This is a genomic window from Pandoraea sp. PE-S2R-1 (assembly GCF_002179865.1).
Taxonomy (GTDB): Bacteria; Pseudomonadota; Gammaproteobacteria; order Burkholderiales; family Burkholderiaceae; genus Pandoraea.
Map to the genome: position 1 here is coordinate 628,165 of NZ_NGUR01000007.1, position 15,839 is coordinate 644,003.

The following is a 15,839-nucleotide window of genomic DNA, read 5'->3' on the forward strand; positions in this document are numbered from 1 at the left end:
TGAAATGAATTGGAAAGTCGTCGCCCGACGCGTCGCCCTCAGTCTGTCGGTGAGCGTTGCCGCGCTGGGTACCCTCTCTGGCGTCTCTACGGCGGTCGCTGCGCCTGCAAAGGCCGCCAAGTCTGACGTCGCAGTGGTTGCCCTGCCGAAGATCAACGGCGATCTGACGGGCACGCTCAAGAAAATCCACGACACGGGGCTCATTACGCTGGGTTATCGCGAAGCCGCGATCCCGTTTGCCTATGTGAACGACAAGGGCAAGCCCGTCGGTTACACCATGGACCTGTGCTACGCCGTGGTCGACGCGGTCAAGTCGGCGCTCAACATGCCGAACCTGAAAGTGCGTGAGATGTCGATCACGCCGCAGAACCGCATTCCGCTGGTGAAGAACGGCACGGTCGATCTGGACTGCGCCCCGAACACCATCACGCCGGAGCGCGCGGAACAAGTGGGCTTCAGCCACCCGTACTACGTGTCGGAAGTGCGCCTGCTGGTCAACAAGAAGGACAACATTCGCGGTCTGGAAGATCTGAAGGGCCAGAACCTCGTGGCGTCTGCCGGTTCGACCGGCGAGCGTCTGGCACGTATTCAGGCCGACAAGGGCGGTTTTCGCGTGATTCCGGCGCGTGACCATGGCGAATCGATGATGACGCTCGAAACCGGCCGCGCCAAGGCGTTTGCCCTCGACGACGTGCTGCTCGCCGGTTTGCGCGCCACGGCCCGTGAACCGGGGGACTTCGCCATCGTGGGCGCGCCGCTCGAAACCGAGTTGAACGCGCTGATGCTGCGTCGCGACGACCCGCAGTTCAAGAAGTTTGTCGATACGACGCTGGCGCATGTGTTCAGCTCGGGCGAGATCCGCCGCATTCAGCACAAGTGGTTCCAGCAGCCGATTCCGCCGCGTAACGTCAACCTGAATCTCGAACCGAGCAAGGAAGTGATCGAGGTCTGGCGCGAGGGGTCTCAGGTCACGGAGTGATACACCGGGAGAAGCAGGCAACCTGACTGCGCGCTCCCCGAAAACCCGCAAAAACAAACGACAACGCCCGCCGATAGCGATATCGGCGGCGTTGTCGTTTACACGTTGTTTACACCGTCTTTACCCCTTTTGTCCCCGTCTTTACGCGCCGATCCGTATCTTTCAGATCACGGCTGGCATGCGCATGCGAGGGCGCGTCGCGTCCGTGGTGTGCCGGCCGCCACACGATAGGGAGTTGTCATGGATTGGTTATATCTCGGCGTGATGGCAGTGTTTACCGCTGCGACCGTCGGCTTTGTCGCGTTTTGCGCGTCGGTAGGGGGGCAGCAATGACAGCCATGTACTGGCTGAGCGGCGGACTCACGCTCGCGCTGCTCGTTTATCTCGTCTACGCGCTCTTCAAGCCGGAGGATCTCGCATGACACTCAATGCCTGGATTCAGCTCGGCGTATTTCTCGTCGTGCTACTGGTGCTGGCGCGCCCGCTTGGCCGCTTCATGGCCAACGTGCTCGCCGGCGAGTCGCGTGTGAACCGGTGGTTTGCCCCGGTCGAGCGCGGCCTCTATCGCTTGTGCGGTATCGATCCCGAAAAGGAAATGCACTGGCGCGCCTACGCGATCGCTCTGATCGGCTTCAATGCCGTGGGCGCGTTTGCCGTCTACGCGCTGCAACGCTGGCAAGTCTGGCTGCCGCTCAACCCGCAGGCGTTCGGCCCGGTCACGCCCGATTCGTCGATGAACACCGCCGTCAGCTTCGTGGCCAACACGAACTGGCAGGGGTATTCCGGCGAGTCGACGATGAGCTATCTCACGCAGATGCTCGGCCTCGCGGTACAGAACTTCCTGTCCGCAGCCACCGGTATCGCGGTGGTGGTGGCGCTCATTCGCGGCTTCGCGCGTCATACGGCGAAGACGATCGGCAACTTCTGGGTCGACATGACCCGCATCACGTTCTATGTGCTGATTCCGCTGTCGGTGCTGTTTGCCGCCGCGTTCATGAGCCAAGGCGTGATTCAGAACTTCGACGCCTACAAAGACGTCGCGACGGTGCAGGCCACGCACTACGACAATCCGGTCCTCGGTCCGGACGGTCAGCCGAAGATGGACGCCGCAGGCAAGCCGGTGACGCAGCCGGCCGTGACGTCCACGCAGACGTTGCCGATGGGTCCGGTCGCCTCGCAAGAAGCGATCAAGATGCTCGGTACGAACGGCGGCGGTTTCTTCAACGCCAACTCGGCGCACCCGTATGAAAACCCGACGCCGCTGTCGAACTTCCTGCAAATTCTGGCGATCTTCCTGATCCCGGCGGCGCTGTGCTTCACGTTCGGCCGCATGGTCGGTGACCGTCGCCAAGGCGTTGCGATTCTCGCAGCCATGACGATCGCGTTTTCGATCGCGGCGGTGGCCACCGTCTCGGCGGAGCAGGCCGGCAACCCGGTGCTCACTACGCTCGGGGTCGATCAGCAAGTCAGCGCGACGCAGTCGGGCGGCAACATGGAAGGCAAGGAGACGCGCTTCGGCATCGTGGCGTCGGGCATCTTTGCGACGGTGACGACGGCCGCGTCGTGCGGTGCGGTCAACGCCATGCACGACTCGCTCACACCGCTGGGCGGCATGGTGCCGATGCTGTTGATGCAGTTGGGCGAAGTGGTCTTCGGCGGGGTGGGTTCAGGCCTGTACGGCATGCTCGTCTTCGCGATGCTCGCGGTGTTCGTGGCGGGGCTGATGATCGGCCGCACGCCGGAATATCTGGGCAAGAAGATCGAAGCGTTCGAAATGAAGATGGTCGCCGTGGCCGTGCTCATGACGCCGCTGCTGGTGCTGCTCGGCACGGCGCTCGCCGTGATGGTGCAAGCCGGTCAGGTGGGGGTGGCCAACCCGGCGACACACGGGTTCTCTGAAATTCTCTACGCCTTCAGTTCGGCCGCGAACAACAACGGCAGCGCCTTTGCGGGGCTCTCGGCCAACACGCCGTTCTACAACAACACGCTGGCCATTGCGATGTGGTTCGGCCGCTTCTGGGTGATCGTGCCGGTGCTGGCGATTGCCGGTGGTCTGGCCGCGAAGAAGCGCATTGCCGCCACGTCGGGCACGTTGCCCACGCACGGACCGCTCTTTGTCGTGCTGTTGCTCGGCACCGTGCTGCTGGTGGGCGCGCTCACCTACGTGCCGGCGCTCGCGCTGGGCCCGATCGCCGAACATCTGGCGATGATCGGCGCGCATTGAACAATGAAATGAGGCATTCGAGGCACTCATGAATCAATCTGCAGGTAATACCGTCACCCGGCCGGTCGGCGAGGGTCATACATCGGCTGTGAAGTCGATGTTCGACCCCTCGATCGTGAAGCCGGCCATTGTCGACTCGTTCCGCAAACTTCACCCGCTCACGCAAGCGCGCAATCCGGTGATGTTCGTGGTGTACGTCGGCAGCATTCTCACCACGGTGCTGTTCGGCATGGCCCTCGCGGGGCATGCCGAAGCCAGCGCGCCGTTCATCCTCGCCATCACGTTGTGGCTGTGGTTCACGGTGCTGTTCGCAAACTTCGCCGAGGCACTGGCCGAAGGGCGCAGCAAGGCGCAGGCCGCATCGCTGCGTCAGGCCAAGAAGAACGTGCCCGCCAAGCAACTCCGCGCGGCGGCGCGTGATGCCGAATGTCTGGTCATCGACAGCGCCAGCCTGCGCCGTGGCGACTTCGTGCTGGTCGAAGCGGGCGACGTTGTGCCCGCCGACGGCGAAGTGGTCGAAGGCGTGGCATCGGTCGACGAGTCGGCCATTACGGGGGAATCGGCGCCCGTGATTCGCGAATCGGGCGGTGACTTCACCGCGGTCACAGGCGGCACGCGTGTGCTGTCCGACTGGATCGTCATGAAAGTGACGGTCAACCCGGGCGAGGCGTTTCTCGATCGCATGATCGCGATGGTGGAAGGCGCCAAGCGCCAGAAGACGCCGAACGAAATCGCGCTGACGATTCTGCTCGTCGCCCTGACGCTGGTGCTGTTGCTCGCGACGGCCACGCTGTTGCCGTATTCGATCTACAGCGTGCTGGTCACGCAGGCGGGACACCCGGTCACGATCACCGTGCTCGTGGCGCTGCTCGTGTGCCTGATTCCGACGACCATCGGCGGCTTGCTCTCGGCCATCGGTGTGGCCGGCATGAGCCGCATGATGCAGGCCAACGTGATTGCCACGTCGGGCCGTGCCGTGGAAGCCGCGGGCGACGTCGACGTGCTGCTGCTCGACAAGACCGGCACCATCACGCTGGGCAATCGTCAGGCCTCGCAGTTCGTGCCTGCCCCGGGTGTGGACGAGCGCACGCTGGCCGACGCCGCGCAACTCTCGTCGCTGGCCGACGAAACACCGGAAGGCCGCAGCATCACGGTGCTCGCCAAGCAACGCTTCAATCTGCGTGAGCGCGAGATGGCCGGCCTGCACGCCGTGTTTCTCCCGTTCTCGGCGCAGACGCGCATGAGCGGTGTGGATCTGGCCGACAAGCAGATTCGCAAGGGCGCTGCCGAGGCCGTCAAGCGTTACGTGGAGTCGGCCGGCGGTGTGTGGCCGGCGGCGCTGGCGACGTCGGTCGACGAGATTTCGCGTCGCGGCAGCACGCCGCTGGTGGTGGCCGAGCAAGACGGGCAGGGCACGCGTGCACTCGGTGTGATCGAGTTGAAGGACGTGGTCAAGGGCGGCATCAAGGAGCGCTTTGCCGAACTTCGTCAGATGGGCATTACCACGCTGATGGTCACGGGCGACAACCGCCTGACGGCCGCAGCCATTGCGGCGGAAGCCGGTGTCGATGACTTCCTCGCCGAAGCCACGCCGGAAGCCAAGCTCGCGACCATCCGCAAGTATCAGGCGGAAGGCAAGTTGGTGGCGATGACCGGCGACGGTACCAACGATGCCCCGGCGCTCGCGCAGGCCGACGTGGCCGTGGCGATGAACACGGGGACGCAGGCCGCGAAAGAGGCCGGCAACATGGTCGATCTGGACTCGAACCCGACCAAGCTCATCGAGATCGTCGAGATCGGCAAGCAGATGCTGATGACGCGCGGCAGTCTCACCACGTTCTCGATTGCGAACGACGTGGCGAAGTACTTCGCGATCATTCCGGCGGCGTTTGCGACCACGTATCCGCAACTGGATCAGTTGAACGTGATGCGCCTTGCCAGCCCGTCGTCGGCCATTTTGTCGGCCGTGATCTTCAACGCGCTGATCATCGTGGTGCTGATTCCGCTGGCACTCAAGGGCGTGAAGTATCGCCCGCTCGGTGCGGCAACGCTGCTGCGCCGCAACCTCGTGATTTACGGGCTGGGCGGCATTCTCGTGCCGTTCGTGGGCATCAAGGCGATCGACATGATCATCGCCGCGATGGGCTGGGCCTGATCGGCGGGCGCTTGTGCTCACCTGGTCATTGCAGAACTCAAAGGAATAGACGTCATGAAAACACTGTTACGCCCGATGCTGAGCCTGTTCGTCGTGCTCTCGGTCATTACGGGCCTGGTGTATCCGCTGGTCGTGACCGGCATCGGCCGGGTCGCGTTTTCGCGCGAAGCTTCGGGCAGCCTGATCTACAAGGACGGCAAACCGGTCGGCTCATCGCTGATCGGGCAGAACTTCGACGAGCCGAAGTACTTCTGGGGCCGCCTGTCGGCCACGGCACCGATGCCGGACAACGGTCTCGCGTCGGGTGGCTCGAACTACGGCCCCCTCAATCCCGCACTCGCCGACGCCGTGAAGGGCCGTATCGCGGCGCTGCGCGAAGCCGACCCGACGGCAGCCCTGCCGGTGCCGGCCGATCTGGTGACGGCTTCTGCCAGCGGTCTCGACCCTGAGATCAGCCCGGCGGCGGCGGCCTATCAGGTCAGCCGTGTCGCTAAGGCGCGTGGCCTGACGCCGGATGCGGTGCAAACCCTCGTCGCCCGCTACACGCAGGGGCGCCAATGGGGAATTTTCGGGGAGCCCCGGGTGAATGTTCTGAAGCTCAATCTGGCGTTGGATGGGCTGGCATCCGGCAGCGTCTGAAAAGCCGGTAACGCTGCCGGGCAGGCTGGCGAATCGCTGGTCTTGTCCGGCAGCGTGCGGTAGATTGGCGGCACGCCCTCGACGCGTGCCGTTTTTGCTTTGCCTGAGGTACCGGATGCGCAGGGAATGCGCACGGCACGTGAACCGATTTTTACGCAGGTCTCGCTAACTGGCGAGATGGCGTGAGTCTTCCTGATGGACTGATCCGATGGCTGGCATTGAACGCCCGAACCCCGACGACTTGCTCGACAAACTGCAACGCGACGAAGCACGCGAGCAGCGCGGCCGGCTGAAGATTTTCTTTGGCGCGTCGGCGGGGGTCGGCAAGACGTTTGCCATGCTGCAAGCGGCGCGAAAGCTGCGCGAAGAAGGCACCGACGTGGTAGTCGGGGTGCTGGAGACGCACGGCCGCGAAGAGACGGCCCAAATGCTCGAAGGGCTGGAAGTCCTGCCGCAGAAGTCGGTGGAGTATCGCGGGCGGCTGCTGCGCGAGTTCGATCTCGACGGCATGCTGGCGCGCAAACCGGCCGTCGCACTGGTGGACGAACTGGCCCACGCGAACGTGCCCGGCGAGCGTCACATGAAGCGCTGGCAGGACGTCGAAGAATTGCTGGTAGCCGGCATCGACGTGTACACCACGCTCAACGTGCAACATCTGGAGCGGCTCAACGATGTGGTCGGCCAGATTACGGGCATTCGCGTCTGGGAGACGTTGCCTGACCGGGTGTTCGATCTGGCGGACGAAGTCAAACTCGTCGACCTGCCGCCCGATGAACTGCTCGAGCGCATGCGGGAGGGCAAGGTGTACATGCCCGCGCAAGCCGAACGGGCGGTGCGCAACTTCTTCCGCAAGGGCAACCTGATTGCCTTGCGCGAACTGGCGCTGCGCCGCACGGCCGATCGGGTGGACGCGCAGATGCGCGAGTACCGCGCCGATCAGTCGATCAGTCATATCTGGCAAGCCCGCGAACGCCTGCTGGTCGCGATCGGACCGGGCCCGGAAGGTGTGGCGCTTGTGCGTGCGGCGGCGCGGCTGGCAGCGAGCCTGCGGGCCGACTGGCTGGCGGTGCATGTCGAAACGCCAGCCATCTTGCGGCAGTCGCAGGTGCGTCGCGAAGGCACATACGCCACGCTCAAGCTGGCGCAGGAGTTGGGCGCAGAGACACTGACGCTCGACGGTGCGGATGCCGCGCCCACGCTGCTCGCCTACGCGCAGATGCGCAACGTGTCGAAGATTGTTGTGGGGGCGAGTGGCGCGCGCCGGTGGTGGACCGCACGTACGCCGTTGCATGAAGCCTTGATAAGGCTCGCAAGAGGCGTAGATGTTGTGCTGATCGGCCCGGCAGCGGGAGATGCGACGGCCGACAAGCGCGTGGTGCGGGGCGACTGGCGCGACTGGTTCGATACCGCGCCGGAACTCGGACTGGTGGGCGGGCCGTGGCGCGCTTACGCGTGGGCAGTCGGCATTTGCGGGGTGGTGTCGCTCGCGGCGGCGGAACTGACGCGGTTTCTCGATCTCGCCAATATCGCCATGCTCTACCTGCTGGGCGTGATCATCGCGGCCATGCGGCTGGGCCGTGGGCCAGGCGTGCTGGCGTCGTTCCTGTCGGTGGTCGCGTTCGACTTCTTCTTCGTGCCGCCGAAGATGTCGCTGTCGGTCTCGGACACGCAGTACCTGCTCACCTTTGCCGTCATGCTGACGGTGGCCCTTGTCATCAGCCATCTGACGACGAGCCTGCGTTTTCAGGCGCGCCTGGCGACCTGGCGCGAGCGGCGTACCGGCGCGGTCTATGCGATGGCGCGAGAACTGGCGGCGGCGCTGACGACGCCGCAGATCATCGAGATCGGCTCGCGTCACGTGCGTGAAGTGTTTCAGGCGCGCGTGGCTTTGCTGCTGCCCGATAGCCAAGGCAGCGTGCGGCAGCCGGTGGAGAACGCACAGGCCGAGACCATGCCGGCGCATATCGACACGGATGTCGCGCAATGGGTCTACGACCGTCAGCAGGCCGCCGGGCAGGGCACCGACACGTTGCCCGCGTCGGACGCCTACTACCTGCCATTGCGCGCCCCCATGCGTACGCGCGGGGTGCTGGTGGTGGCGCCGGACAACCCCGCGACGGGGGCGATTGCGACGCCGGAGCAACTCCGCTTGCTGGATACCTTCGCCGCGCAAATTGCCTTGGCCCTTGAGCGCGTGCATTACGTCGAGATTGCACAGGATGCGCTGGTGACCATGGAGTCCGAGCGGCTGCGCAACTCGCTGCTGTCGGCGATTTCGCATGATCTGCGCACGCCGCTCACGTCCATCGTCGGCTTTGCGAGCATGCTCAGCCGCAATGCCGAGACGCCGGGGCCGTTGCGCACCGAGCTGGTCGACGCGATTCACGAAGAAGCACAGCGCATGACGGGGCTCGTGACGAATCTGCTCGATATGGCGAAGTTGCAGGCGGGCGGGGTGCAGCTCAATCGTCAGTGGCAGATGCTCGAAGAAGTGGTCGGCACGTCGTTGCGCGCGTGCCGCCGGGTGTTGGCCGGGCACGAGGTCAGTACCCGGTTGCCGGCGGATCTGCCGCTGCTGCGCTTCGACGCCGTGTTGCTGGAGCGGCTCTTTACCAACTTGCTGGAAAACGCGGCCAAATACTCGCCATCGGGCTCGCACATCGAGATTGCCGCCCGTACGCTCGGCGATGAAGTGGAAGTCAGCGTGAGCGACGACGGGCCGGGACTGCCGGTCGGGATGGAGGGGCGCATCTTCGAGAAATTCATGCGCGGCGAGAAAGAGTCGGCCAAGCCGGGGATCGGTTTGGGGCTCGCGATCTGCCGCGCCATCGTGGAAGCGCACGGCGGTAGAATCGAGGCCGCCAACGTGCCGCAGGGTCACGGCGCGCGTTTCAGTTTCACGCTGCCGGTGGAAACGCCTCCCGTCGAGCCGGAAGTGCCTGACATGAACGAGTCGTCGGGGGAATCCGGGTTGAACCACGATCTTTCCGAGTTACCTGAATCACCTGAACCGCCAGCCTCGCCTGACGCCAAGGTCACAAAAAGTTATGAGTGAACCGACCATCACCATCGTGGTGATTGAAGACGAACGCCAGATCCGCCGGTTTCTGCGCACCTCGCTGGAAGCCGAAGGCATGGTGGTGCACGAAGCGGAAGCCGGGCGCCAAGGCATGGTCGAAGCCGCCACGCGCAAACCCGATCTGCTGATTGTCGATCTCGGGCTGCCCGACATCGACGGCGTGGAAGTCATTCGCGAAGTGCGTGGCTGGACGGATATGCCGATCATCGTGCTGTCCGCCCGCAACGAAGAATCGGAAAAGGTAGTCGCGCTCGACGTGGGGGCCGATGACTATCTGACGAAACCGTTCGGGGTATCCGAACTGCTGGCGCGCATTCGCGCCCAGTTGCGCCGCCATCATCGCGGCGGCAATTCCGAGACGCTGGGCGAAGCCTTCGCCTTTGGCGACATCAGCATCGATCTTGCACGGCGAAAAGTGACGCGGGCCGGTGAGGCCGTGCATCTGACGCCGATCGAATACCGCTTGCTTGTGACGCTCGTGCGCCATGCCGGACGCGTGCTCACACACCGGCAATTGCTCAAGGAGGTGTGGGGGCCGTCGCACGTCGAAAGCAACCACTATCTGCGCATCTACATGGGCCATCTACGCCAGAAGCTGGAGGCTGACCCCGCGCAGCCGAAGCACATCCTGACCGAGACGGGCGTCGGGTACCGGCTGGAAGTCGATACGACGGCGTAGACTCCCGCATCAATTCCATGTCACCGGTAGGGCGTCCTACGGAAGGGCGCTTGCTTTGCTAAAATCCGTGGGTTCCGTCGGCCGCCTCATGCGGCCATGATCCGAATTTGATTCGGTTTCCGATGGAACCCGTCGTGCCGGGACGACCCGGTGCACGGATTCACCTTTCTTCCGGGGACGACCCCGATCTGTCCATTCATCGGAGTCATTCATGGCCTGGATCCTTCTCGTCTTTGCGGGATTGCTGGAAGTGGCTTGGGCCGTCGGTCTGAAGTACACGCAAGGCTTTTCGCGGCTGGTGCCGTCCGTTTTCACCATCGTCTCGATGGTCGGCAGCGTGTGGTTGCTGGCGCTGGCCGTTCGCACGCTGCCGCTGGGCACGGCGTATGCCATCTGGACCGGTATCGGCGCGGTGGGCGCCTTCATTCTCGGCATCATCCTGTTCGGCGAATCGGCCTCTGCGGCGCGCATCGCCAGCGTCACGTTGATTCTGGCAGGGCTTGTCGGCCTGAAGCTCACCGCGGCGTAAGCACGGCAAGTGCCCCGGCGCCTATGGGCCGAACGCCCCCCGGCGCGCGCGGCGCCCGCCGGAACGGCACTCGTGCCGGGCCCCAAAAATGTCACCGGTGGTGCGTTGCCGCAACGCGCGGCATAATGACGCCGTAACGACGATGCCGGTGATGTCGGCAAACTCGGCAATATCCGAAATGCCGGTGACATCGACCTTGAACACCGTTACCGCGCCGGCAGTGCGAGGCGCGTGATCGCACGACGCCGCCATACCGGCGGCAGCGAGGGTCACCATGCTGGAATCGATTGCGCTTGGCGCAGGGCTGTCCTGGGGCAGCGGCCTGCGGTTATACCTGACGGTGTTCTGCGCAGGGCTGGCGGCGCGTCTCGGGTGGTTGCATCTGCCGCCATCGCTGGCGGTGCTGGCGTCCACGTGGGTGTTGGCGGCGGCCGGTGTACTGGCCGCGATCGAGTTCTTCGCCGACAAAATTCCCTTCGTCGACAGCGCATGGGATGCGGTGCATACGTTCATTCGCATTCCGGCGGGCATCGTGCTGGGCGCTGCGGCGCTCGGCCAGATGGACCCGACGGTGACCGTGCTGGCCGGACTGGCCGGGGGCGCATTGGCGAGTACGGCGCATCTGGCCAAGGCCGGTAGCCGGGCACTCATCAATACATCGCCGGAACCTTTCTCTAATGTGGCGGCCTCAGCCGGCGAAGATGTTTCCACGGTGGGCGGTCTCGCGCTCGCATTCTTCCTGCCGGCCGTCTTTCTCTTGATGTTGCTGGTTTTCGTCGTATTGGCGTGGTGGTGGCTGCCGCGTGTCTGGCGTGGCTGGCGCTCCGTGCTGGCCCGGGTCAAAGGATTGAGGAACGATGGGGTTCACTGATGTTGCCCGCCAGTCGTGGCGGATGTTCCTGCGCGACTGGCGTGCAGGCGAGCTGCACCTGTTGCTCGTGGCACTGCTGTTGGCCGTCGGCGCGCTTTCCAGCGTCGGTTTTCTCTCCGATCGTATGCAGGGCGGCCTTGAGCGCGATGCGCGCCAGATGCTCGCCGCCGATCTCGTCGTTCGCAGCGACGCGCCGTTAACTCCCGATTTCTCCCGTCAGGCCCATGCCGACGGGCTCGCCACGGCGGTCGTCGCCAATTTTCCCAGCATGGCCAGTGCCATCGGCGAGAACGGTCAGGCAGGCGCCAGCCGGTTGTCCTCGCTCAAGGCCGTCAGCGACGGCTACCCGTTGCGCGGACGCGTGCGCACTGCGGCTGATGCCGCCGCCAACACGCCCGACGCCCCAGCCGCCGATATCCCGGCGCCCGGTACGGTCTGGGTCGATGCCGCGCTGCTCGACGCGCTGCACGTCAAACCCGGCGATAACGTTCGCGTGGGCAACCGCTCGCTGCGCATCGCAGCCGTCATCACGCGTGAAATGGATCGCGGCTACGGCTTCGGGTCGCTCGCACCGCGCGTCATGATGCGGTTCGATGAACTTCAGTCGACCGGTCTCGTGCAGTTCGGCAGCCGCATCACTTACCGGTTGCTCGTTGCCGGGACCGACGCGCAGGTCAGACAATTCCGCACATGGGCCGCGCCGGCGGCCGAGCAAGCCCGTGGCGTGCATCTCGAATCGCTCGAAGAAGGCCAGCCGCAAGTGCGCCAGACACTCGACCGGGCCGAACGCTTCCTCTCGCTCGTGGCGCTGCTGGCGGCCGTGCTGGCCGCAGTCGCCGTCGGTATTGCTGCGCGCCGGTATAGCGAGCGGCACCTCGACGCGTGTGCTGTCATGCGCTGCCTTGGCGTGTCGCGGGGTTCGCTGCGCGGCATGGTGACACTCGAATTCGTTGGTCTCGCGCTGATTGGGGGCGTGTTGGGCGTGGCGCTCGGCTATGCCGCGCACTGGGCGTTGCTGGCCCAATTGGGGAATGTGATTCCGGCAGGGCTGCCTGCGCCGACGTGGCGTCCGGCGGCATTCGGTCTCGCCAGCGCGCTGGTGATGTTGCTGGGCTTTGCCCTGCCGCCGCTGTTGCCGCTGTCTGAAGTGGCACCGCTGCATGTGCTGCGCCGCGATGTCGTCGGCGGCGCGCGTCGTCAGGGCTGGCTCGCCTATGGGGCAAGTGCGCTGGCCTTCGCTGCGCTGTTGCTTTTTGCCGCCCGTGATTTGCGCCTTGGGGCGATGGTGGCGGGGGGCTTTGTGGCGGGCGCGATCGTGTTCGCGGCGCTCGCGTGGCTGGCGATTCGCGGGCTGGCCGCGTGGGCACGCCGCAGTGGTCCGGTGGGTGGTGCGATGGGGGGAATCGGCTGGCGATATGCGCTGGCCGGGCTGCGTCGCCGTGGACTCGGCAGCGCCTTGCAGGTGGTCGCGCTGGGGCTGGGCTTGATGGCGCTGTTGCTGCTCGCCGTCACGCGTAACGATCTGGTCGCGGGCTGGCGGCAGTCGAGCCCGGTCGATGCGCCCAACCGCTTCGTTATCGATATTCAACCGGGTCAGGATGCCCCGGTGCTGGCCCAACTGCGCGCGGCCGGTTTGCCCGACGTGCAACTCTCGCCGATGATCCGGGCGCGGATGACGGCGATCAACGGCCAGCCGGTGACGGGTGACCGTTACACGGAGGAACGGGCGCGACGGCTGGCGGCGCGGGAATTCAATTTGTCGTACACGACGGCATTGCCCGACGGCAATCGCGTGACGGCCGGCCAGTGGTATGGCGATTCAACGACACCGCAGATTTCGATGGAAGAGGGCATTGCGAAGACGCTTGGCCTCAAGTTGGGCGACACGCTGCGTTTTGAAGTGACCGGACAGACGATCGATGCCCCGATTACCAGCCTGCGCAAGCTCGACTGGGGTTCGATGCGGGTGAATTTCTTCGTGGTCATGCCGCCGGCGGCATTGCGCGACTTCCCGATGACGTGGATTACGTCGTTCCATCTGGATGCGCCCCAGCAGAGCGTGGCCGATGCGCTCGTGCGCCAGTTCCCCAACGTGACGGTGATCGATACCGGCGCGTTGCTCGCACAGATTCAGCAGATTCTGTCGCAGGTGATCGATGCCGTGCAGGCGTTGTTCCTGTTCACGCTCGCGGCGGGGGTGCTGGTGCTCTATGCGGCGCTCGCGGGCACGCGTGACGAACGCATGCGCGAGAGCGGCATCTTGCGCGCGTTGGGTGCGTCGTCGCGGCAGTTGCGCGACGTGCATCTGGCGGAATTGGTGACGGTGGGGGCGCTGGCTGGTTTGCTGGCAGCGTTCGGTGCCGGGGCGTTGGGTTGGGCACTCGCGCGCTACGTGTTCGAGTTCTCGCTGACGTTCAACCCATGGCTGCCGTTGCTGGGCATTGCGGCGGGCGTGCTGTGTGCGCTGGCTGGCGGGTGGAGCGGCCTGCGGGCGGTGTTGCGCCAGTCGGCGCTGCGCACGCTGCGCGAGGTGTAAGGCGTTTGTTTCAGCGCTCGGGCACAATAGCGGCCATGACGACCGAAAACTCCTCCCAAACTTCCCCGATCGCGGACGACGATGCGCAGGACACGCCTGCGCAGCCGACCGCGTTCTCCTTGCTCGGCGGCGAAGCGCGCGTACGCGAACTCGTCGACCGGTTCTACGATTTGATGGACCTGGAGCCGGAATTCGCCGGTATCCGCAGCCTGCATCCCGAATCGATGGATGGCTCGCGCGACAAGCTGTTCTGGTTCCTGTGCGGGTGGCTCGGCGGCCCGAACCACTATATCGAGCGGTTCGGCCATCCGATGCTGCGTGCCCGTCACCTGCCGTTCCCGATTGCCAGCAGCGAGCGCGACCAGTGGCTGCGCTGCATCGCTCTGGCCATGCAGGACATCGGTGTGGAAGCCTCGCTTCAGGAACGGCTCATGCAGGCGTTCTACGGCACCGCCGACTGGATGCGCAACCGGGCAGGTTAACGCCAGCGTTGCCGACGTTGCGCGCTGTCAGACCTGCGTGTGCGCTGCCGGGGTCTCGCCACTTCCAATGTCGATATGCCGCATGTCGACGGCAACCTCCCGGGTGATGCCCGTGGCGGGGTCGGCCGTTGGCTCGATGGGCGTTTCATCCACTTTGGGCACGGCTGCCGGGGCGTCTTCCCCGGACAGCCGGCGCTTGAGGTCACTCGCCCACTCGGGTAGCGCGTTGAGCAGGCTGCGGCTGCTGTCGTAGAAGGCGGCTCCGGCCGCGCCGGTCATCATCGACACGGTGGCCGCGATCCCCAGATCTCTGTCGAATGTCTCTGCGGTTTCGGTACGCTGCTTGGTCGAGTTGTGGGCGTGGGCCTGTGACGCAACAGCCAGGCCCCCGGCCACGGCGATGCCGACGACGTGTTCGACGGTGTCGAGACGCTTTTGGGCAGTCTCCGAGTACCCGCGCTTGTTCGCCAGCCAGTGCATCCACGTCATGCCACTGATGTCGCTGGCTTTGGCGTCGGGGTGGGTTCGGTAATGGTCGATTTGCGCCAGCGCGTTGAGCACGCCGGAAACGCCGATCGACAACGCGACATCGACGCGCACCCACTCGCGGTAACTCTCTTCTTCGCTCTCGAATTCCGCTTCCATCATGTCCGTAAATGGCACCGCGAAGCTCATGATTCGTGCCGCCGTGCCGATCATTCCCTTGGCAATGGCATGCTGACATTCCCGGCGTTCCGGAGCCGGGTCGAGAAGCTGCACGTTCGCCAATTTCGATGCGAAGTGCCGGATTCGGTCGGTGAATCCGTCTCGCAACTGCGTCAACGCGCTGCCGATACCTGACGAGGCGGCGCCCGCCTCGTTGGCGGCGGGATGGCCGGTGTTGACTGTGGGTTCGATGTAGGCAGGGTGTGTGCTGAAGCTCAAATTCATAGCGATATCTCGGGGGGAGGGGTGTTCAGAGGGTGGCGAGCAGTTGCCGGGCCCGGAGGCCGAATTCGGCATGCAGCGGAAGGCGGCGACTGATTTCCGCTACCGCTTGCAATAGGCTTCGCGCCAGTTCGGGGTCTCGCGTCTTGATAAGGCAGCAGGCGGCGACGTACGCCGGCTCGGGGTCTTCCGAGTCAAGCATGGCGGCGGTGATCAGCGGGCTCGCGGCCAGCGCGTACGCTTGGCGCGCATACAGCGCATAGCCAAGCAGCTTGAGCGCACCCAGATGCAACGGGCGCTTGCGCAAGAGCGCCGTCAGGTGGGCGACCGTGCTTTCATGGTCGCCCGCGTCGTATCGGGCACAGGCATGCAGGAAGGACGCCCGATCGTCCGGATCGCCGTCGAGTTCTTGCAATGCTGCGTTCGGCAATTCGCGCGTCGGCGGCTTCGGCGTCGTGGTGCCCGGCAACTCGCTACGAGGAGGTTGCGCGGTATCGGCCGACTCGGGACGATGGGGGGCACTGTGAGCGGCTTCTGGTCTCATCTGGATTCCTTTCTGTTGACGTGCCACATCGACTGCGGCACTCGGAATCATCCTAAGTGGCCCTCTCGCCCCGTTCTGTTGCGGCAAGACATTGCTTTGGTTTGCGAGACGAATGTCAGATCGATTGGGAATCGCTGACCGTTTCTTTATGCGCCGTGACTCGTTCGTCCGGACTTTGGCCGGATGCCGGGAACT

At 64.8% G+C, this 15,839-nt stretch carries 14 protein-coding genes; 11 read left to right on the forward strand and 3 right to left on the reverse strand.

The features are described 5' to 3' along the window. The first annotated feature begins 4 nt into the window (after nucleotides 1-4). The 8 genes from CDV44_RS05460 (at nucleotide 5) to sugE (ending at nucleotide 10,284) form a co-directional block, all read left to right on the forward strand. Nucleotides 5-979 carry an amino acid ABC transporter substrate-binding protein gene (locus tag CDV44_RS05460; protein WP_087687253.1) on the forward strand — a complete coding sequence of 325 codons (975 nt, stop codon included), beginning with the start codon at nucleotides 5-7 and terminating at the stop codon, nucleotides 977-979. A gap of 329 nt (nucleotides 980-1,308) precedes the next feature. After that, a complete protein-coding gene (gene kdpF, locus CDV44_RS05465) occupies nucleotides 1,309-1,401 on the forward strand; it encodes a K(+)-transporting ATPase subunit F (RefSeq protein ID WP_064675054.1) in 93 nt (30 codons plus the stop codon). Continuing rightward, on the forward strand, nucleotides 1,398-3,203 hold the full coding sequence (kdpA, locus tag CDV44_RS05470; RefSeq protein WP_087687004.1) for a potassium-transporting ATPase subunit KdpA: 1,806 nt from the start codon (nucleotides 1,398-1,400) through the stop codon (nucleotides 3,201-3,203). The genes kdpF and kdpA overlap by 4 nt, the downstream gene beginning before the upstream one ends. 28 nt (nucleotides 3,204-3,231) lie before the next feature. Beyond that, nucleotides 3,232-5,358, forward strand: a complete 2,127-nt coding sequence (gene kdpB / locus CDV44_RS05475) for a potassium-transporting ATPase subunit KdpB (RefSeq protein ID WP_058378113.1) — start codon at nucleotides 3,232-3,234, stop codon at nucleotides 5,356-5,358. Nucleotides 5,359-5,412: 54 nt separating this feature from the next. Then, nucleotides 5,413-5,997 carry a potassium-transporting ATPase subunit KdpC gene (kdpC, locus tag CDV44_RS05480; protein WP_087687005.1) on the forward strand — a complete coding sequence of 195 codons (585 nt, stop codon included), beginning with the start codon at nucleotides 5,413-5,415 and terminating at the stop codon, nucleotides 5,995-5,997. 217 nt (nucleotides 5,998-6,214) lie between these two features. After that, the gene (locus CDV44_RS05485; protein ID WP_087687254.1) at nucleotides 6,215-9,052 is read left to right on the forward strand and encodes a sensor histidine kinase KdpD; all 2,838 of its coding nucleotides are present in this window, start codon (nucleotides 6,215-6,217) and stop codon (nucleotides 9,050-9,052) included. Beyond that, a complete protein-coding gene (gene kdpE, locus CDV44_RS05490) occupies nucleotides 9,045-9,755 on the forward strand; it encodes a two-component system response regulator KdpE (RefSeq protein WP_087687006.1) in 711 nt (236 codons plus the stop codon). The genes CDV44_RS05485 and kdpE overlap by 8 nt, the downstream gene beginning before the upstream one ends. A gap of 211 nt (nucleotides 9,756-9,966) precedes the next feature. Next, complete coding sequence (gene sugE / locus CDV44_RS05495; protein WP_058378116.1) at nucleotides 9,967-10,284, forward strand: quaternary ammonium compound efflux SMR transporter SugE; 318 nt, start codon at nucleotides 9,967-9,969, stop codon at nucleotides 10,282-10,284. A 21-nt stretch (nucleotides 10,285-10,305) separates the two neighbouring features. On the opposite strand, the gene CDV44_RS05500 is transcribed toward sugE, so the two are convergent. Further along, on the reverse strand, nucleotides 10,306-10,560 hold the full coding sequence (locus CDV44_RS05500; protein ID WP_087687007.1) for a hypothetical protein: 255 nt from the start codon (nucleotides 10,558-10,560) through the stop codon (nucleotides 10,306-10,308). Between CDV44_RS05500 and CDV44_RS05505 the strand changes: the two genes are divergently transcribed. The 3 genes from CDV44_RS05505 to CDV44_RS05515 are packed head-to-tail and all read left to right on the forward strand — an operon-like array spanning nucleotide 10,559 to nucleotide 14,173. Next, complete coding sequence (locus CDV44_RS05505) at nucleotides 10,559-11,155, forward strand: DUF4126 domain-containing protein (RefSeq protein ID WP_058378117.1); 597 nt, start codon at nucleotides 10,559-10,561, stop codon at nucleotides 11,153-11,155. The genes CDV44_RS05500 and CDV44_RS05505 overlap by 2 nt on opposite strands. After that, a complete protein-coding gene (locus tag CDV44_RS05510) occupies nucleotides 11,142-13,691 on the forward strand; it encodes an ABC transporter permease (RefSeq protein ID WP_249277410.1) in 2,550 nt (849 codons plus the stop codon). Before CDV44_RS05505 ends, CDV44_RS05510 begins: the two co-directional genes overlap by 14 nt. Nucleotides 13,692-13,726: 35 nt before the next feature. Beyond that, the gene (locus CDV44_RS05515; RefSeq protein ID WP_058378118.1) at nucleotides 13,727-14,173 is read left to right on the forward strand and encodes a group II truncated hemoglobin; all 447 of its coding nucleotides are present in this window, start codon (nucleotides 13,727-13,729) and stop codon (nucleotides 14,171-14,173) included. Nucleotides 14,174-14,200: 27 nt separating this feature from the next. Here the strand turns inward: CDV44_RS05515 and CDV44_RS05520 are convergent, their stop codons facing one another. Both CDV44_RS05520 and CDV44_RS05525 read right to left on the reverse strand, forming a co-directional pair. After that, complete coding sequence (locus CDV44_RS05520) at nucleotides 14,201-15,103, reverse strand: hypothetical protein (RefSeq protein WP_087687008.1); 903 nt, start codon at nucleotides 15,101-15,103, stop codon at nucleotides 14,201-14,203. 25 nt (nucleotides 15,104-15,128) lie between these two features. Next, nucleotides 15,129-15,644 (reverse strand): tetratricopeptide repeat protein, encoded by a 516-nt coding sequence (locus CDV44_RS05525; RefSeq protein ID WP_140413448.1) that lies wholly within the window; start codon nucleotides 15,642-15,644, stop codon nucleotides 15,129-15,131. Nucleotides 15,645-15,839: the final 195 nt, after the last annotated feature.